The 16,055-nt window shown below is 73.4% G+C and carries 14 protein-coding genes and 1 tRNA gene; 7 read left to right on the forward strand and 8 right to left on the reverse strand.

The annotated features are described in order from the left end of the window. Nucleotides 1-24 precede the first annotated feature (24 nt). From CMN_RS00075 to CMN_RS00085, 3 genes are read left to right on the forward strand one after another with little or no spacing between them, the layout of a single operon-like run. Complete coding sequence (locus CMN_RS00075; RefSeq protein ID WP_015488826.1) at nt 25-825, forward strand: class E sortase; 801 nt, start codon at nt 25-27, stop codon at nt 823-825. Nucleotides 826-827: 2 nt separating this feature from the next. Further along, the gene (locus tag CMN_RS15040; RefSeq protein ID WP_015488827.1) at nt 828-986 is read left to right on the forward strand and encodes a hypothetical protein; all 159 of its coding nucleotides are present in this window, start codon (nt 828-830) and stop codon (nt 984-986) included. Then, nucleotides 983-1,621 carry an anthranilate synthase component II gene (locus tag CMN_RS00085; RefSeq protein WP_015488828.1) on the forward strand — a complete coding sequence of 213 codons (639 nt, stop codon included), beginning with the start codon at nt 983-985 and terminating at the stop codon, nt 1,619-1,621. Before CMN_RS15040 ends, CMN_RS00085 begins: the two co-directional genes overlap by 4 nt. A 117-nt stretch (nt 1,622-1,738) precedes the next feature. On the opposite strand, the gene pknB is transcribed toward CMN_RS00085, so the two are convergent. The 7 genes from pknB to CMN_RS00120 form a co-directional block, all read right to left on the reverse strand. Beyond that, on the reverse strand, nt 1,739-3,481 hold the full coding sequence (gene pknB, locus CMN_RS00090) for a Stk1 family PASTA domain-containing Ser/Thr kinase (RefSeq protein ID WP_015488829.1): 1,743 nt from the start codon (nt 3,479-3,481) through the stop codon (nt 1,739-1,741). Between the two features lie 134 nt (nt 3,482-3,615). Beyond that, on the reverse strand, nt 3,616-5,520 hold the full coding sequence (locus tag CMN_RS00095) for a protein kinase domain-containing protein (protein ID WP_015488830.1): 1,905 nt from the start codon (nt 5,518-5,520) through the stop codon (nt 3,616-3,618). Beyond that, nucleotides 5,517-6,968 carry a peptidoglycan D,D-transpeptidase FtsI family protein gene (locus tag CMN_RS00100; protein ID WP_015488831.1) on the reverse strand — a complete coding sequence of 484 codons (1,452 nt, stop codon included), beginning with the start codon at nt 6,966-6,968 and terminating at the stop codon, nt 5,517-5,519. Before CMN_RS00100 ends, CMN_RS00095 begins: the two co-directional genes overlap by 4 nt. Continuing rightward, nucleotides 6,965-8,362 (reverse strand): FtsW/RodA/SpoVE family cell cycle protein, encoded by a 1,398-nt coding sequence (locus tag CMN_RS00105; protein ID WP_015488832.1) that lies wholly within the window; start codon nt 8,360-8,362, stop codon nt 6,965-6,967. The genes CMN_RS00100 and CMN_RS00105 overlap by 4 nt, the downstream gene beginning before the upstream one ends. Further along, nucleotides 8,355-9,617: a PP2C family protein-serine/threonine phosphatase gene (locus tag CMN_RS00110; protein WP_015488833.1), complete on the reverse strand. Its 1,263-nt coding sequence runs from the start codon at nt 9,615-9,617 to the stop codon at nt 8,355-8,357. Before CMN_RS00110 ends, CMN_RS00105 begins: the two co-directional genes overlap by 8 nt. Before the next feature lie 4 nt (nt 9,618-9,621). After that, on the reverse strand, nt 9,622-10,194 hold the full coding sequence (locus CMN_RS00115) for an FHA domain-containing protein FhaB/FipA (protein WP_015488834.1): 573 nt from the start codon (nt 10,192-10,194) through the stop codon (nt 9,622-9,624). Then, the gene (locus CMN_RS00120) at nt 10,191-10,922 is read right to left on the reverse strand and encodes an FHA domain-containing protein (RefSeq protein ID WP_015488835.1); all 732 of its coding nucleotides are present in this window, start codon (nt 10,920-10,922) and stop codon (nt 10,191-10,193) included. The genes CMN_RS00115 and CMN_RS00120 overlap by 4 nt, the downstream gene beginning before the upstream one ends. 175 nt (nt 10,923-11,097) lie before the next feature. Between CMN_RS00120 and CMN_RS00125 the strand changes: the two genes are divergently transcribed. From CMN_RS00125 to CMN_RS00140, 4 genes are all read left to right on the forward strand, one after another. Continuing rightward, nucleotides 11,098-11,184: transfer RNA gene (locus CMN_RS00125), tRNA-Leu, on the forward strand. A 170-nt stretch (nt 11,185-11,354) separates the two neighbouring features. Further along, a complete protein-coding gene (locus CMN_RS00130) occupies nt 11,355-13,601 on the forward strand; it encodes a bifunctional lysylphosphatidylglycerol flippase/synthetase MprF (RefSeq protein WP_015488836.1) in 2,247 nt (748 codons plus the stop codon). 93 nt (nt 13,602-13,694) lie between these two features. Further along, nucleotides 13,695-14,279, forward strand: a complete 585-nt coding sequence (locus CMN_RS00135; protein ID WP_015488837.1) for a response regulator — start codon at nt 13,695-13,697, stop codon at nt 14,277-14,279. Nucleotides 14,280-14,294: 15 nt separating this feature from the next. Beyond that, complete coding sequence (locus CMN_RS00140; protein ID WP_015488838.1) at nt 14,295-15,470, forward strand: sensor histidine kinase; 1,176 nt, start codon at nt 14,295-14,297, stop codon at nt 15,468-15,470. A 38-nt stretch (nt 15,471-15,508) separates the two neighbouring features. Here the strand turns inward: CMN_RS00140 and CMN_RS00145 are convergent, their stop codons facing one another. Continuing rightward, nucleotides 15,509-16,000: a hypothetical protein gene (locus CMN_RS00145; protein WP_015488839.1), complete on the reverse strand. Its 492-nt coding sequence runs from the start codon at nt 15,998-16,000 to the stop codon at nt 15,509-15,511. Between the last annotated feature and the right edge of the window lie 55 nt (nt 16,001-16,055).

A 16,055-nucleotide genomic window follows, 5' to 3' on the forward strand; every position in this document is an offset into this window, starting at 1 on the left:
AGGTGCGCCGCCTACAATCGGGACATGAGCGCTCCAGGTCCCGCCCCCTCCCGCCGCGCGACGCGGCGCCGTGGTAGACGGGGGGATGCGCTGCTCGGCACGGTCGGGGTCCTCGGCGAGCTGCTCCTCACGGCCGGCGTGCTCATCATGCTGTTCCTGGGATGGCAGCTGTGGTTCAACGACATCGTCGTCAGCAGCGGCCAGCGCGACCAGGCGCTGGAGAACAGCCGGAGCTGGGCCACGGCGGCGCCGGAAGCGGCGGCTACTCCCGACCCGGCCGCCTCGCCCGCGGCACCGGGGGAGCCCGTCATCACCACAGCGCCCACGACCGACGCCACCGACTTCGGCAACATCTACATCCCGCGCTTCGGGCCCGACTACGTGGTGCCGGTCGCGACGGGGGTCGGCCTCTCGAGCGTGCTCAACCACGGCAAGATCGGCCACTACCGCGAGACCCAGATGCCCGGTGAGGTCGGCAACTTCGCCGTCGCGGCGCACCGCACCAGCTACGGCAAGCCCTTCAACCAGATCACCGACCTGCGGGTGGGCGACGCCATCGTGGTCGAGACACAGGACGGCTGGTACACCTACCGCTTCCGTACACTCGAGTACGTGAAGCCCACCGGAGTCGACGTGCTCGACGAGGTGCCCCAGGCACCGGACGCGCAGCCCGGGGACCGCATCCTCACGATGACGAGCTGCAACCCGCTCTTCTCCGCCGCCGAGCGCGTCATCGCCTACAGCGTCTTCGAGTCCTGGCAGCCGCGGTCGGATGCGGCCACGCCCGCGGCGCTGGCCGGCACGTCCTTCGCGAAGGCGGGCTGAGCGTGTACGCGGCGTTCTGGCGCGTCCTGCCCGGGCCGGTGTGGGTCCGGCTGCTCATCGTCCTCGTGCTGCTCGCGGCCATCCTCTTCTCCCTCGTCACCTGGGTCTTCCCCTGGGTCGACTCCATCGTCAACACCCAGGAAGTCACGGTGCATCAGTGACACGCGTCCTCGTCATCGACAACTACGACAGCTTCGTCTACACGCTCAACGGCTACCTGCAGCAGCTGGGCGCTGAGACCGTGGTGATGCGCAACGACGACCACGCCGACGCCGACATGGCCGGGGTCATCTCCGAGTACGATGCGGTGCTGGTGTCCCCGGGGCCGGGCAAGCCCTCGGAGGCCGGCGTCTCGATCCCCACGGTGACCGCCGCCCTCGGGTCGGGCACGCCGCTGCTCGGGGTCTGCCTCGGGCACCAGGCGATCGCCGAGGCCTTCGGCGCCACGGTCACCAACGCCGAGGAGCTCATGCACGGCAAGACCTCGCTGGTCACGCACGACGACGGGGACTTCTACCTCGGCGTCCCGCAGCCGTTCACGGCCACGCGGTACCACTCGCTGGCCGTCGTCGACGGGACGGTGCCGTCCGACCTGCTGGTCACGTCCCGCACCGAGGGCGGCGTCATCATGAGCCTGCGTCACGAGGCGGCGCCCATCGTCGGCGTGCAGTTCCACCCGGAGTCGGTCCTGACCGAGGGCGGTTACCGCATGCTCGGCAACTGGTTGGAGGGCGCCGGGCTCGTCGGTGCTCGCGACACCGCATCGCGGCTGTCCCCGCTCGTCCACGTGGCCTGACCCGTCCGGGTGGGATGAGAATCGTCCGGCCTGAGCGGCTGCCCCTCCGACCGCGGTCGCCGGGGGCATCGAGCCCGGCGTCCGTCACCGGCAGGTGCTCGGTGGCGGAGGAGGGGATCAGCCCTGCGTGGGAGCCGGGGCCGGAGTGGACGGTGCCGACGTGCTGCGGACCGCGCCCGTGCAGTAGGTGAGGGAGACGGTGGAGCGCTGGGCGACGTCCCCCGGCGGCACCGACTGCTGGCTGACCGGTGATCCGTCGGCTCGGCCGCAGGACGGGTCGCGGCGGGTCGTGACGGTCAGATCCGATGCCTCGAGGAGCTTCTGCGCATCCACGAGCGGCTGGCCGAGGACGTCCGGCAGGGCGACCTTGCCGTTGGACAGGATCAGCTTCACCGCGGAACCCTTGTCGACCTGCTGGGAGGATGCCGGGTCCGTCTGCATGACCACGCCATCGGGGACCGTCGGCGACGACTGGCGTACCACCTCGCCCACCTTGAGCCCCGCGGACTCGAGGTTGGCGGTGGCGGTGCCCTCGTCCATGTTCATGACGTTCGGGACCTGGACCTCGGGCGGGCCCGAGGACACGAACACGTCGATCTCGGTCTTGGCGGCGACGTTCTCGCCCGGGTCTGGGTTGGTGCGCAGCACGATGCCCTCGGCGACCGAGGTGCTGACCTCCTCGCGTTCGAGGGGGACGAGGTCGGCCTCCTCGAGGGCCGCCGCCGCGCTCGAGTACGTGGAACCCGTGACGTCCGGGACGGTGGGGCTGATGTCGGGCGGCGCGATGGAGCTGAGGCTGGTGACCCAGATGACGACGGCGATGAGGATCACGACGACCACGGTGACGCCGGCCCAGATCCAGGGGACCGGCGGGCGGCTCTGGGTGCGGACGGTGCGGTCGTCGTCGACGCCGAGCTGGCGGAGCGCCTGCTGCGAGGAGGAGGGGCCGGCGGGGGCGCCGAAGAGCGTGGCTCCCACGTCGTTGGTCGGCGCCTCGCGGGGAGCGAGCGTGCCCGCGGCGGCGCGATCGAGGTCGGTGCGGAAGTCGCCCGCCGTCTGGAAGCGGGCGTAGCGGTCCTTCGCCATCGCCTGCAGGACGACCTGGTCGAGCTGCGGCGAGACGGCGTCCTGGACGGTGCTCGGGGCGACGGGCGTCTCGCTGACGTGCTGGTACGCGACGGCGACCGCCGTGTCGGCGCGGAACGGGGCCTGGCCGGTGAGCATCTCGAAGAGGACCACGCCGGCGGAGTAGAGGTCGGTGCGCGCGTCCACCGACTCGCCCTTGGCCTGCTCGGGGGAGAAGTAGCGGGCGGTGCCGAGGATGGCGGTGGTCTGCGCGATGGTTGCGGAGGTGTCGGACACGGCGCGCGCGATGCCGAAGTCCATGACCTTCACCTGGCCGGTGGGCGTGACCATGATGTTGCCGGGCTTGACGTCGCGGTGGACGACCCCCGCGCGGTGCGAGTACTCGAGCGCGGTGAGCACCTGGCCCATGACGCGGACGGCCTCGGCAGGCTCGAGCGGCCCGTCGGTGATGACGTCCTTGAGGAGGCGGCCCTCGACCCGCTCCATGACGATGAAGGGGACCGTGTGCGACGCGCCGTCCTGGTCGGTGACGACGTCCTCGCCCGCGTCGAAGACGCGCACGATGGTGGGGTGCGACATGCGCGCAGCCGCTTGGGCCTCCTGGCGGAAGCGGCTGCGGAAGGCGGGATCCTCGGCGAGGCCGCGACGGAGGACCTTGACGGCGATCCGGCGACCGAGACGGGAGTCGACTCCCTCGAAGACGTCGGCCATGCCCCCGCGACCCAGCAGCGCCCCGACCTCGTAGCGGCCGCCCAGCACACGGGTGTCGGTCACGGGCTGCCTCTCGTCGGGATCGGGATTCGGACGGGGATGAGCTTACCGGGGGTCCGCTGGGGATCCGGGCGGACAGGGGACACGCGGACGGGGGCGGACGAGCGATCGCCGTCCGCCCCCGGGTGGAGCGCCGGTCAGGCGTTCCGGTGCGAGCTGGAGACGAGCGAGCGCTCGTCCGTGCTACCCGGGGCGGGGGTCGGCGCCATGCCGGTCGTGCCGCCGTTGCCGCCGCCGGTGCCGCCGGTGCCTCCACCGGTGCCGCCCGTTCCTCCGCCGGTTCCGCCCGGGGCGGCCTCGACGGTGACGGTGACCGTGCTGCTGTACGGCGACTCGTTGGTGCCGCAGATGGCGAGGTACTTGACGGTGAACGTGCCCGGGTTCGTGCCCACCTTGATCTCGCCCGACGTGGTCTGCGCGTTCGTCGGGTTCGTGCTACCGCCCCAGGTGCCGGTGGCGCCCTGCGAGACGGAGTCCGCCTGGATCTGGTAGCCGTTGAGCGTCTGGCCGGCGGGGCAGGAGTACGCGGGCCAGGAGATGTCCACCGTCTGGCCGGCGCGGACGTCGGTCGGGGTGACGGTCGGCGTGCCGGGCGCGGCGGTGGGCAGCGTGGGCGGACCGTACGCCGTGATCTGGATGGTGGCGCCCTTCGCGACCGTGCCGGTGGGGGTGATCGCCGTGACGCGGCCCTCCTCCTCGCCGGACGGTGCGGCGCTGCCCGTGATGACGGTGACCTTGAGGCCGAGGGCGGTGAGCTCCTGCGTGACCGTCTTCTGGTCGCGGCCGATGTAGTCGTCGCGGTTGACGTCCACCGTGCTCGCGGTGGGTGACGGCGTAGGGGTCGGCGAGGGTGACGCGCTCGGTGAGGGAGACGCGCTGGTGGCCGTGGGGGCCGGGGCCGGGGCGTCGTCGCGCTGGCTCGCGAAGTACGCGAGGAGGCCGGCGACGATGGCTGCCACCACGAGGATCGCCACGCCCACGAAGATCCAGATGGCGCGCTTGCGGGCGCGCGGCTCCTCGGGCTCCTCGTCGTCCTCGTGGTCGAGGAGGAAGGGATCCGGCGTGCCGGCGCGCGACCCGGAGGAGGACAGGACCGTGGTCGCGCTCGTGTCGGCGGCGCGACGGCCGGACGGCATGAGCTGCGTGGCCTGCGTGGGCGTGCCCGGGTCCGCCAGCGCGGCGGCACCCGCGACGGCCGCGACCGCGATGGTCGCCGTGGCGACGTCGCCGCGGCGGAGCGCCTGCGCGGCGCGCGCGAGGTGAGAGGCGCTCTGCGGGCGATCGGCCGGCTTCTTCGCGATGCACGACATCACGAGGTTGCGCACGGGCTCGGCGACGGTGACCGGCAGCTCGGGCGGCAGCTCGTTGATCTGCGCCATGGCGATCGCGACCTGCGACTCGCCCGTGAAGGGGCGGCGGCCCGCCAGGCACTCGTACGCGACGATGCCCATCGAGTAGACGTCGGTGGACGGCGACGCCGGGTGCCCGCTCGCCTGCTCGGGGGACAGGTACTGGACCGTGCCCATGACCTGGCCCGTGGCGGTGAGGGGCACCTGGTCGGCGATGCGCGCGATGCCGAAGTCGGTGATCTTCACGCGGCCGTCGGGCGTGATGAGCAGGTTGCCCGGCTTGATGTCGCGGTGGACGAGCCCGGCCTGGTGCGCGGCGTGGAGCGCCAGCGCGGTCTGGGCGATGATGTCGAGCACCTTGTCGGTGGACAGCACGCGCTCGCGCTCGAGGATGGTGGAGAGCGCCTCGCCGGGCACGAGCTCCATCACGAGGAAGGCGCTGCCGTCCTCCTCGCCGTAGTCGAAGACGTTCGCGATGCCCTCGTGGTTGACGAGCGCGGCGTGGCGGGCCTCGGCGCGGAAGCGCTCGAGGAACCCGGGGTCGCCGAGGTACTCGTCCTTGAGGATCTTGATCGCGACCTTGCGCCCGATGACGAGGTCGGTGGCCTCCCACACCTCGCCCATGCCGCCGATGGCGATGCGATCGCCCAGCTGGTAACGCCCTCCGAAGGTCAGTCCGCTCGTGGGTCTCATCTGTCCAGCACCGCCTCAATCACTTTCTTCGCCACGGGGGCGGCGAGGGTGTTCCCCGAGCCCGATCGTCCTCGTCCGCCGCCGTCCTCGACCAGGACCGCGACCGCCACCTGCGGGTCCGCCGCCGGCGCGAAGCCGGTGAACCACAGCGTGTACGGGTCGTCGCTGCCGTTCTGGGCGGTGCCCGTCTTGCCGGCCACGTCGACGCCACTGATTCTCGCATTCGACGCGACGCCGCTCTGGACGTCGTCGATCATCATCCGGGTCATGGTGTCGGCGGTCTCCTTCGAGATCGGGTCGGCGAAGCGGCTGGGGGAGAAGCCGGAGAGCTCGCTCAGGTCGGGGTTGAGGACGCTGTCGACGACGCTGGGCTTCATGACCTCGCCGCCGTTCGCGATGCCGGCCGTGACCATGGCGGTCTGCAGCGGGGTGGCGCGCACGTCGAGCTGCCCGAACGCGGACTGCGCGGTCTGGGCGTCGTCGAGGTCGGGGGAGAAGACGCTCTTGGCGCTGGCCATGGGCACGTCTATCGACTTCCCGTATCCGAAGGCGTCGGCCATGGCCGCGATCCGCTCGGATCCGAGCGCGATGCCGAGCTGCGCGAACGGGATGTTGCAGCTGAGGCGCAGCGCGGTCGCGATGCTGACCTCCGCCTCGGGTCCGCACGCCCCTTCGCCGGCGTTGGTGATGACCGTGCCGGTGCCGGGCAGCGTGAAGGTCGGCGGGTTGGGCAGCAGCGAGTCGGGCGTGTACTGGCCCGACTCGATGGCGGCGGCCGCGGTGATGAGCTTGAACGTGGATCCGGGCGGGTTGAGGCTGTTCACCGCGCGGTCGATGAGCGGGTTCGCCGGGTCCTTCAGGAGCGACGAGTAGCTCTGCTGCACGGCCGCGCGGTCGTGCGACGCCAGCGTGTTCGGGTCGTAGCCGGGCTTGGACACCATCGCGAGGATGCGGCCGGTCTTCGGCTCGATCGCGACCACGGAGCCCTGCAGCGACCCGAGCGCGTCGTACGCCGCCTGCTGCACCTTCGGGTCGATCGTGAGCTCGACCGACGCGCCCTTCGGGTCCTGCCCGGTGAAGGTGCGCGTGAGGCTGTCGAAGAACTGCGTGCCGCTCGTGCCGCTGAGGACGTCGTTCATGGAGTCCTCGAGGCCCGTGGATCCCTGGCCGAGCGTGTAGTAGCCGGTGACCGCGCTGTAGAGGTCGGGCTGCGCGTAGGTGCGGAGGAACTTGTAGCGGTCGTCGACCGGCACCGAGGAGGCGATGGGCGTGCCGTCGACGAGGATCGAGCCGCGCTCGGCCGAGTAGCTCGCGATGATGGTGCGGCTGTTGCGCGGATCCGCCTGGAGGGTCGGCGCGGAGACGACCTGGATGACCGACGCCGCGACGAACAGGGCCACGAACATGGCCAGGACGAACACGGAGACGCGCTTGAGCTCGCGGTTCACGACTCGACCACCAATCGGGGCTGGTTGCGGACGGTGTCGGAGAGGCGGAGGAGCAGGGCCGCGATGATCCAGTTGGCCAGCAGCGAGGATCCGCCCGCCGCCATGAACGGCGTCGTGAGACCCGTGAGCGGGATGACGCGGGTGACGCCGCCGATGACGATGAAGACCTGCAGCGCGATGACGAACGACAGCCCGATGCCGAGCAGCTTGCCGAAGTCGTCCTGCCCGGCGAAGCCGATGCGGAAGCCGCGCGAGACGAGCAGCAGGTAGAGGGCGAGGATCGCGAAGACGCCCGTGAGGCCGAGCTCCTCGCCGAGGCTCGCGAAGATGAAGTCGCTGTTGGCGAGCGGCGTGAGGTTGGGCATGCCCTCGCCGAGCCCGCGCCCGAAAAGGCCGCCGTCGGCCATGCCGAACAGGCCCGTCACGAGCTGGTAGCTGCCGCCGTTGGCGTCGTAGACGGCCGGGTCGAACGGGCTGAGCCAGGCGTCGACGCGGCCGCCGACGTAGCCGAGCGTGCTCGCGCCGTACGCGCCGCCGAGGAACAGGACGAGGCCGAGGACGACCCAGCCGATGCGGCCCGTGCTCACGTACGTCATGACGATGAAGAGGCCGAAGTAGAGGAGCGAGGTGCCGAGGTCGCGCTGGAAGACGAGCACGCTCATCGACACGGCCCAGACCAGGAGGATCGGGCCGAGGTCGCGGACGCGCGGGAAGCGCATCCCCAGCACCTTGACGCCCACCATCGACAGGCTGTCGCGCGCGGTGACGAGGTAGCCGGCGAAGAAGACCGCCAGGCAGATCTTCGCGATCTCGCCGGGCTGGAACGAGAAGCCGCCGATGTGGATCCAGACGCGGGCGCCGTTGATGTTCTGGCCGATGACCGGGAGCATCGGCAGGAGCAGCAGGATCAGGCCGACGAACATGGCGATGTAGCGGTAGCGCTGCAGCACGCGGTGGTTCTTCAGCAGCACGATGACCGCGAGCCCGCACACGATGGCGAGGCCCGACCAGACGATCTGCCGCACGGCCACGCTGTCCCAGCCCGAGAGCCCGCCGGCGAGGTCGAGCCGGTATATGGCCGCGATCCCGAGGCCGTTGAGCACGGTCGCGATGGGGAGGATGAACGGATCCGCGTCGGGCGCGAGCCAGCGCAGCGCCACGTGCATGCCGAGCACGAGGACCGCGAGGCCGGTGGCGGGGATGAAGAAGCTCTGGTCGAACGCGCCGAGCACGCCGAGCTGCACGAGGTACAGGGCGCCGCCGTTGATGACGGAGGCCAGCACGACCAGCGCGAGCTCGAGGTCCCTGAGGCGTCGGGGCACGCGGATGCGCGGGATCCTGGGCGCGCGCTCGCGAGGGCGCGTCACGGCGTCAGCCACGCCGGCGCTACCCACGCGCGGCCTCCTGCAGCCGGTCGACGATCTCCTCGGCGCCCGCGAGCGAGTCGGCGTTGATGGTCTGCTCCACCTGCTGGCGGTAGAACGGCTGGAGGTCGTCGACCCTCACCTCCGTGCGGGCGTAGACGTGCGAGAGCTCGATCGGGCCGATGGTCTGCTGCACGCCGTTGTAGACCGCGACCGTGCCCTCGGACTCGCCCACGTAGTAGCGCGACTGGGTCCAGCGGTAGCCGAGGACGCACGCGAGCACGAGGCCCGCGAGGATCAGCGCGACGCCGACCAGCCAGGTGACGCGGCGGCGGAGCGCGCGCCGCCTGTCCTCAGCGATGAGGGCCTCGAGGTACTGGTCCGACTCCGGCTCGAACTGGGCGTCGCGCGCGGCCGTGGTGGCGCGCAGCGGGTGCAGCAGGAGCGACGGGATGCGGACGGCGCGCTTCGCGGGCTCGTCGCCGAACGCGAGGGGCTGCGCCGCGGATCCGACCAGCACCGGCTCGGGCGCCGGGCGGGAGGCGGCCGTCTCGTCGCCCTCGTCGAGCACGTCGACGACCACGACCGTGACGTTGTCGGGGGCGCCGTGGTCGAGTGACTCCTTCACGAGCGCGTCGGCGACGGTGTCGGGCGTGCCCGCGGTCGCGAGGATCTCGGTGATCCGCTCCTCGGACACGTAGCTGCTGAGGCCGTCCGAGCAGAGGAGCCAGCGGTCGCCCGTGTGCGTGTCGAGCACCTGCGTGTCGACCTCGGGCGCCGCGTCGACGTCGCCCAGCACGCGCATCAGCACGGAGCGGCGCGGGTGGACGAGCGCCTCCTCCGGCGTGATGCGCCCGCTGTCGACGAGCCGCTGGACGAAGGTGTGGTCGGCGGAGATCTGGCTGAGCTCGCCGCGGCGGAAGAGGTAGATGCGCGAGTCGCCGATGTGGGCGATGGCCACGTGACGGCCGACGCGGGCCAGCGCGCTGACGGTGGTGCCCATCCCGGTGAGCTCGGAGTGCTCGAACACGGTCTCGGCGAGGAGCTGGTTGGCGGCGACGAGGCCGGCCTGCAGCGCGAACTCGGCGTCGTGGGCTGACGCGTAGGGCTTGTCGGCCTCGATGATCCGCGTGAGGGCGACCGCGGAGGCGACGTCGCCGCCCGCGTGCCCGCCCATGCCGTCGGCGACGACGAAGAGGTCCCGCCCCGCGTAGCCCGAGTCCTGGTTGTTCGACCGGACCTTGCCCACGTGGGAGACGGCAGCGGCCTGCGTCACTGTCGCCACGCCGCTACCGCCTGAGCTCGAAGCTGGTCGCGCCGATGCGGATCGGCGTGTCGAGCGGCACCTGCGTCGGGACGCTCACGCGCTTGCCGTCGAGGAAGGTGCCGTTGGTCGAGTCGAGGTCCTGGATCATCCACTCGTCGTTCCAGAGCAGCAGGCGCGCGTGGTGGGTGGACGTGTAGTCGTCGCGGATCACGAGGCCCGACTCGCTCGAGCGGCCGATGGTGAGCGGCTCGGTGCCGAGCGGGATCTCCGTGCCGGCCTTGGCGCCCGAGGTGATGACGAGGTGGCGGGCGGTGGACGTGGTGGCCTTCGCGCGGGACGGGACGGCGCCGGAGTTGGCGCCGGACGGCATCGACGAGATGGGCGGCGGCTGGACGGCGGGCTGCGGGGACCGGGGTGGCGCGGCGTACGGGGACTGCGGGAACGGGTATCCGCCGGCCGAGCCCGTCTCCTCGCGCAGCTTCCGCACGCGCTGGCCGAAGAGGTCGGAGCGCAGCGCGTAGACGATGCCGAAGATGAACAGCCACAGCACCGCGAGGAACGCGAGACGGAGGACGAGGAGGGTCAGCTCGGTCACGACGCTCCCCAGAACCCGTCGTCGTGGCCCCGGCCCCGGGCATCGCGGCCGCCGCGCTCCTCGGTGGCCTGCGGCACGACGCGGAAGGTGATGGTGGTGCGGCCGATGCGGACGACCGACTCGGGCGGGAGCGGCGCCTTCGTGACGGGCGCGCCGTTCAGCTCGGAGCCGTTCGTGGAGCCGAGGTCGCGGACCTGGGCGCGGGATCCGTCCCACGCGATCTCGACGTGGCGGCGGGACGTGCCCGGGTCGTCGACCGTGATGTCGGCGTCGCTGCCGCGGCCGACGACCGTGCGGCCCACGGGGAGCGGGTGGCGGGTGCCCGCGACGTCGACCACCGGGATCCACGTGACGCTGCCCTCGGCCGTGCGGCTGTCGATCTCGAGCACGCCCTCGGAGATGGAGTCGTCCTCGCGGAAGCCGACCTGCACCACGCCGGCGAACTGGTAGCCCTGCGAGGAGGCGTGCTTCTCGACCGCCTGGCGCAGCTGGTCCGTGAGCGCGGTGCGGATGCCCGCCATGCGCTCGGCGTCGGGCCGGGAGACCCGGAGGGTGAAGGAGTTGGGCACGAGGATGAGGTCGCGGTCCACGACGGCGGCGTGGGTGTCGAGCTCGCGACGCAGCTGCGCGGCGATCTCCACGGGCTGCAGGCCGGACTTAAAGGTCTTCACGAAGGCGCCGTTGACGGCGCGCTCGAGGCCCTTCTCGAAGTTGTCCAGGATTCCCACGTGTGATCCGTCCTCGCGCGGTCCTTCCGCGGATGAATAGGGAGATCGTAGCCAACTCGCGAGGCGGCGCCCTGGACACCGGCCCCGCGGCGGGTGCGGATCGCCCTCGGGGAGGGGCGGACGGCGCCCGTGCGGCGCGGGATCGGCTCCGGGGCGTGATAATGTCGTCCGGTTGGCGCGAGTGGCGGAATTGGTAGACGCGCACGGTTCAGGTCCGTGTGTCCGTGAGGACGTGGGGGTTCAAGTCCCCCCTCGCGCACCAGCAGAGCAGGAGGCCCCCGGATCATCCGGGGGCCTCTTCGCGTCTCCCGGGGATGAGGGCGGACGGGCGATCCCGGCCCAGCCGATCGGCGGACGGGCTCAGCCGATGGGCGGGCCGATCGGATCCCCCGGCGGACGCCCCGGCGCCCCTGCTCTCCGCACACTGGGGACGTGACGCACCCGACGCTCGCCCGCCCCGCCCGACCGCTGCCCGTCGACCCCGCCGGTCGGCCGCCCTCCGGCCCCGTCGGCGCCGCGCGGCCCGGTGCCCGCGGTGCGCTCGTCGTCGTCGGCCGCGCCGTCGCCCGCCACCCGCTCGCGATCCTCGCCGTGCCCGCCGGGAGCGCGTGGATCGGGCTCATGGCCGGCCTCGGCGAGCTCGCGCACCCGGCCGCCACCGCGATCGGCGTCGCCGTCACCGTGCTGGTGCTGGCCTGGTCCGAGAGCCGCATCGGGATCCTCCGCACCGCCCTGGTCGCGGCCCTCGGGTCGCTGGCGCCCGTCGCGGTCGCCTCCCTGCTCCTCGCCGCGGGCGTCGCCGTCGGCGACCTCTACGCGCAGATCGACGCGGCCGACCGGCTGTGGGCGCCGTCCGTCGTGCTCGTGGCGGTGGCCGCCGCCGCCAGCCGGGGGCTCGCCCCCGCCCACCGCGACGGGCTCCGCGCGACCGTGCTCGCGGCCGTGCTCGCCGGTCTCCTCGCGGGCGGCCACGGCGTCGACCTGACGCGCGGCGTCGCCCTCCTCATCGGGCTCGGCCTCGGGCGGCTCGTCGTGCCGCTGTCCGCCCGCCCCGCCTGGCACGACGAGGCGGCGTCCCACGCCCGCGTCGTCGCCGCGACTGTCCTCGGCACCGTCACGCTCAGCTGGTGGATCGCCGCCGTCTCGGGCGACGCGATCGGCGTCCTCGGCGCGATGGGGTCGCTCCTCGATCCCGGCCTCACGGTCGCCGTGCTGTGCGTCCTCATCGTCGCCGTCGCGCTGCTCCTCCGCGGGCGTCGTCTCGGCCTCGTGCTCGGGATCGCCGCGCTGCTGCTCGTCACCGGGCTGCTCGCCTGGTACGACACGGTGATCCCGCTGTCCGAGGACTGGTTCGCGTTCCCGATCGACTCCTGGATCGACCTCGAGCTGCCGCTGCTGGTGCTGACGACGTGGCTCCTGCCGGCGGCGGCGCTCGTCGTGCTCGTGGTGCGGCGGCGCTCGTTCGCCGCACGCGCGGTCGTCGACGGTCGGTCGGCCGGGCGCGACCGGGTGCTCGCGCAGCTGATGTGCTCGGACGCCGGATCCCTCGGCTTCATGGGCACGTGGTCGGGCAGCAGCCACTGGTTCGCCGGCGACGACGGCGACGAGTCCGCCCGCGGCGCCGTCGCGTACCGCGCCGCGCACGGGGTGGCGCTGACGGTGTCGGATCCGCTCGCCTCCGCCGGCGACGCGCCCGCGACGATCCGCGCCTTCGCCCGGCACTGCTCGGCGCGCGGCCTTGTGCCCGCCTTCTACAGCATCCACTCCCGGCACCTGCCGGTCTTCGCCGAGCTCGGCTGGAGCGTCACGCCGGTCGCGGAGGAGGCCGTGATCGACCTCGCGGGCTTCTCCACGTCCGGCAAGCGCCGGCAGGACCTGCGCACGGCGACCAACCGCGCCGCCCGCGACGGCGTCGACGCGCTGTGGGGCACCTACCGCGGCCTGCCCGAGCCGCTCCGCCGCGCGGTCGGCGCGCTGAGCGGCGACTGGGCCGACGCGAAGGCGCTGCCCGAGATGGGCTTCACGCTCGGCGGCCTGCGCGAGCTCGACGACCCCGAGGTGCGGATCCTGCTGGCCGTCGACGCGTCGGGCCGCGTGCACGGCGTCACCAGCTGGCTGCCCGTCTTCCGCGACGGTCAGGTGGTGGGCCGCACGCTCGACGTCATGCGCCGCGGCGCCGACCCGATGCCCGGCGTGATGGAGTTCCTCATCGCCACCGCCGCGCGCGCGTTCCAGAAGGAGGGGCTCGAGACGCTGAGCCTGTCCGGGACGCCGCTCGCGGGCGTCGGGGCGATGCGGCCCGCCGGCGCGGTCGACCGGGTCGTGGCGCGCCTGCTCGCGGCGACCGGCCGCGTGCTCGAGCCGTCCTACGGCTTCACGTCGCTGCTGCGCTTCAAGGCCAAGTTCGATCCGCGCTACGAGACGCTCTGGCTCGCCTGCCCGACGGCCGCGGACCTCGCGCCGATCGGGCGCGCGCTGACGGCTGCGTACGTGCCGACCCTGCAGATCCGGCAGCTGGTGGGCGCGCTGCGGGCGGCGGGGGACGAGGCCCGCGACGGCCGCCGGGCGAGCCGGGCCGCCAGGCGCGCGGCGCGGGGCGCTAGCCTCGGCCACGCGGGGGACCGCGGCGCCGCGACCGGCGACGGCGGCGGATCCACCGGCGGGAGGCGGCACGCGTGAGCGACGGACCGGACGCGGGCGACGGCCCCTCCTCGGCGGGACCCGTCGTGAGCGTCGTGGTGGTCGACGACGAGTCGCTCGTGCGCTCCGGCGATGGTGCTCGGCGCCAGCCCGCGCATCGCCGTCCGCGCGGCCGTCTCGAGCGACACGGCCGTCGCGACCGTGCGGGAGCACGCGCCCGACGTGGTGCTCCTCGACATCCGGATGCCCGCTCCCGACGGCCTCGCGATCCTCGCCGAGCTCATGGCCGAGCCCCGGCCGCCCGCCGTCGCGATGCTCACCACCTTCGACACCGACGACCAGGTGCTCGAAGCCCTGCACCGCGGCGCGTCCGGCTTCCTCCTCAAGGACACGGATCCCGAGCAGCTCGCCCGCCACGTGCTGACGCTCGCGTCCGGCGGCATCGTGCTCGCGCCCGGCCTCCGTCCCGGCCGGCTCTTCCGCTCGCTGGCGGACGACGCGGAGCGGGCGCGCGTCGCCCGGCTCGGCGACCGTGAGACCACCGTGCTGAAGGCGCTCGCCCGCGGGCTGTCGAACGCGGAGATCGTGGCCGAGTGCGGGCTGACGCTCGGCACGGTGAAGGAGACGGTGAGCTCGATCGTGCAGACGCTGGGCGTCGGCTCGCGGGTGGAGGCGGCCGTCGTCGCCGACCGCGCCGGGCTCGTGCCGCGGCGGTGATCCGGTGATCCGGTGATGCGGCTGAAGGGGCGGGCGCTCGCGGCGGGCGGCGCTACCGCTGCCGGCCGGGACGCCGACGTCGACGTCGACGCCGCCGGCGGGGCGACCGCGGCGGACCGCGTGCGCGCCGTGCTCGTCGACCTGCTCGTGGCCGGGATCGCCGCGGCCCTGTCCTCCGGGTTCCTCTCCGCCGCCCAGACGTCGGGGGAGGTCGTCGCGGGGATCGTCGCCTGCCTCGGCCTCCTGCTCCGCCGCCGCTGGCCGTGGCTGAGCGTGCTGGCCGCGCTGCCGGCCTTCTCCGTCAGCGTCGCGTACGTCCCGCTCGTGATCGCCCTCTTCGACCTGGGCCTCTCGCGCGCACCGCGGTGGCAGGTCGCGGTGGCGGCCGGCGGATCCGTGGTCGCGTACATGGCGCCGCTCTGGCCTCCGGAGGACGTGCCGTTCCTGGTCGAGCCCCTCGTGGACGCGACCATCTACACCGTCGGACCCGCGCTCCTCGGGGCCTTCCTCCGCGAGCGGCGGACGGCGGCGGCGCAGCTGCGCGAGCTGCGGGAGGCGCAGACCCTCGGGCAGCGGCAGGCCGCCGAGGTCGCGCTCGCCCGGGAGCGCGCGGTGCTGGCGCGGGAGATGCACGACGTGGTCTCGCACCAGGTCAGCCTCATCGCGGTGCAGGCCGGCGCGATGCAGGTCGGCGCGACCGACGATCGATCCCGGGAGGTCGCGCGCACGATCCGCGGGCTCAGCACCGTGACGCTCGAGGAGCTGCGCGGCATGGTCGAGGTGCTCCGCGCGGCGGGCGGGGAGCGCCGGGAGCTCGCGCCGCAGCCGACGCTCCGGGACGTGCCGGCGCTCGTGGCGGCGAGCGGGATCCGCGCGACGACCGACATCGACCTCCCCGACGACCTGCCCGCGGCCGCCCAGCGCGCCGTCTACCGGACGGTGCAGGAGGGGCTCACCAACGCGCGGAAGCACGCGACCGGCGCGGCCGTGCGGATCACCGGACGGCTGGACGCGGGCCACGTGGTGCTCGAGGTCGAGGCGGGCCGGGCGACGCTCCCGCCCCTGGACCTGCCGAGCGGACGCCACGGGCTCACAGGCCTGCGCGAGCGCGCCCAGCTGCTCGGCGGGAGCCTCACGGCCGAGACGCGCCCCGACGGGTCCCACCTGCTCCGGCTGCGCTTCCCGCTCTGAGGCGGGGCGGCGGGTCGGCGGGTGGACGCCCGCGCGGGTCAGCGGCCGGCCGCTGCGGAGGGGGCCGGAGCCGCCTCGGCGTCGGAGGCGGCCTCCGGGCCGGGCCAGATGGTCCAGCCGACCGCCCAGAGCGTGCAGATGCCGAGGAGGACGGTGAGGCGGGCGATCCAGTCCTCGAGCGCCTGGGTGCGCGCGGCGTCGCCGACGAACGCGACGGCGGCGAGCAGCAGGGCGCAGGCGATCGCGTAGGCGGCCACCGTGAGGATCCACAGCCACCACTCGTGGCGCACCCTGGCGCGGCCGGACCGGGTCGGGCGCACGGGCGCGGGGCCGCCGGCGAACCGGTGGGCGAAGCGCACGTCGCGCCAGCGCACCATGGAGTGGCCGAAGGCGACGGATCCGCCGAGGTAGGCGGCGGCGAGGCCGTGGGTCCAGTCGGCGGTCGCCCCGCCGCGGAGGTCGATGGTCACGGCGACGAGCAGCACGAGATCCACGACGGGCACGCACGCGAGGAGCACGGCGACGATCACGCGCGGGCCCTCTCGTCGCTCGGCTGGTCTCCACCGTATCGACGCGGGACCCGGC

Origin of the sequence: Clavibacter nebraskensis NCPPB 2581, from assembly GCF_000355695.1 — a bacterium.
Taxonomy (GTDB): domain Bacteria; phylum Actinomycetota; class Actinomycetes; order Actinomycetales; family Microbacteriaceae; genus Clavibacter; species Clavibacter nebraskensis.

What these genes read in the sequence shown, in the direction of transcription:
- CMN_RS00075 (WP_015488826.1), top strand. Translation starts at nt 25, where the DNA reads ATGAGCGCTCCAGGTCCCGCCCCCTCCCGCCGCGCGACGCGGCGCCGT.
- CMN_RS00135 (WP_015488837.1), top strand. Translation starts at nt 13,695, where the DNA reads ATGGTGCTCGGCGCCAGCCCGCGCATCGCCGTCCGCGCGGCCGTCTCG.
- CMN_RS00095 (WP_015488830.1), bottom strand. Translation starts at nt 5,520, where the DNA reads ATGAGACCCACGAGCGGACTGACCTTCGGAGGGCGTTACCAGCTGGGC.
- CMN_RS00140 (WP_015488838.1), top strand. Translation starts at nt 14,295, where the DNA reads ATGCGGCTGAAGGGGCGGGCGCTCGCGGCGGGCGGCGCTACCGCTGCC.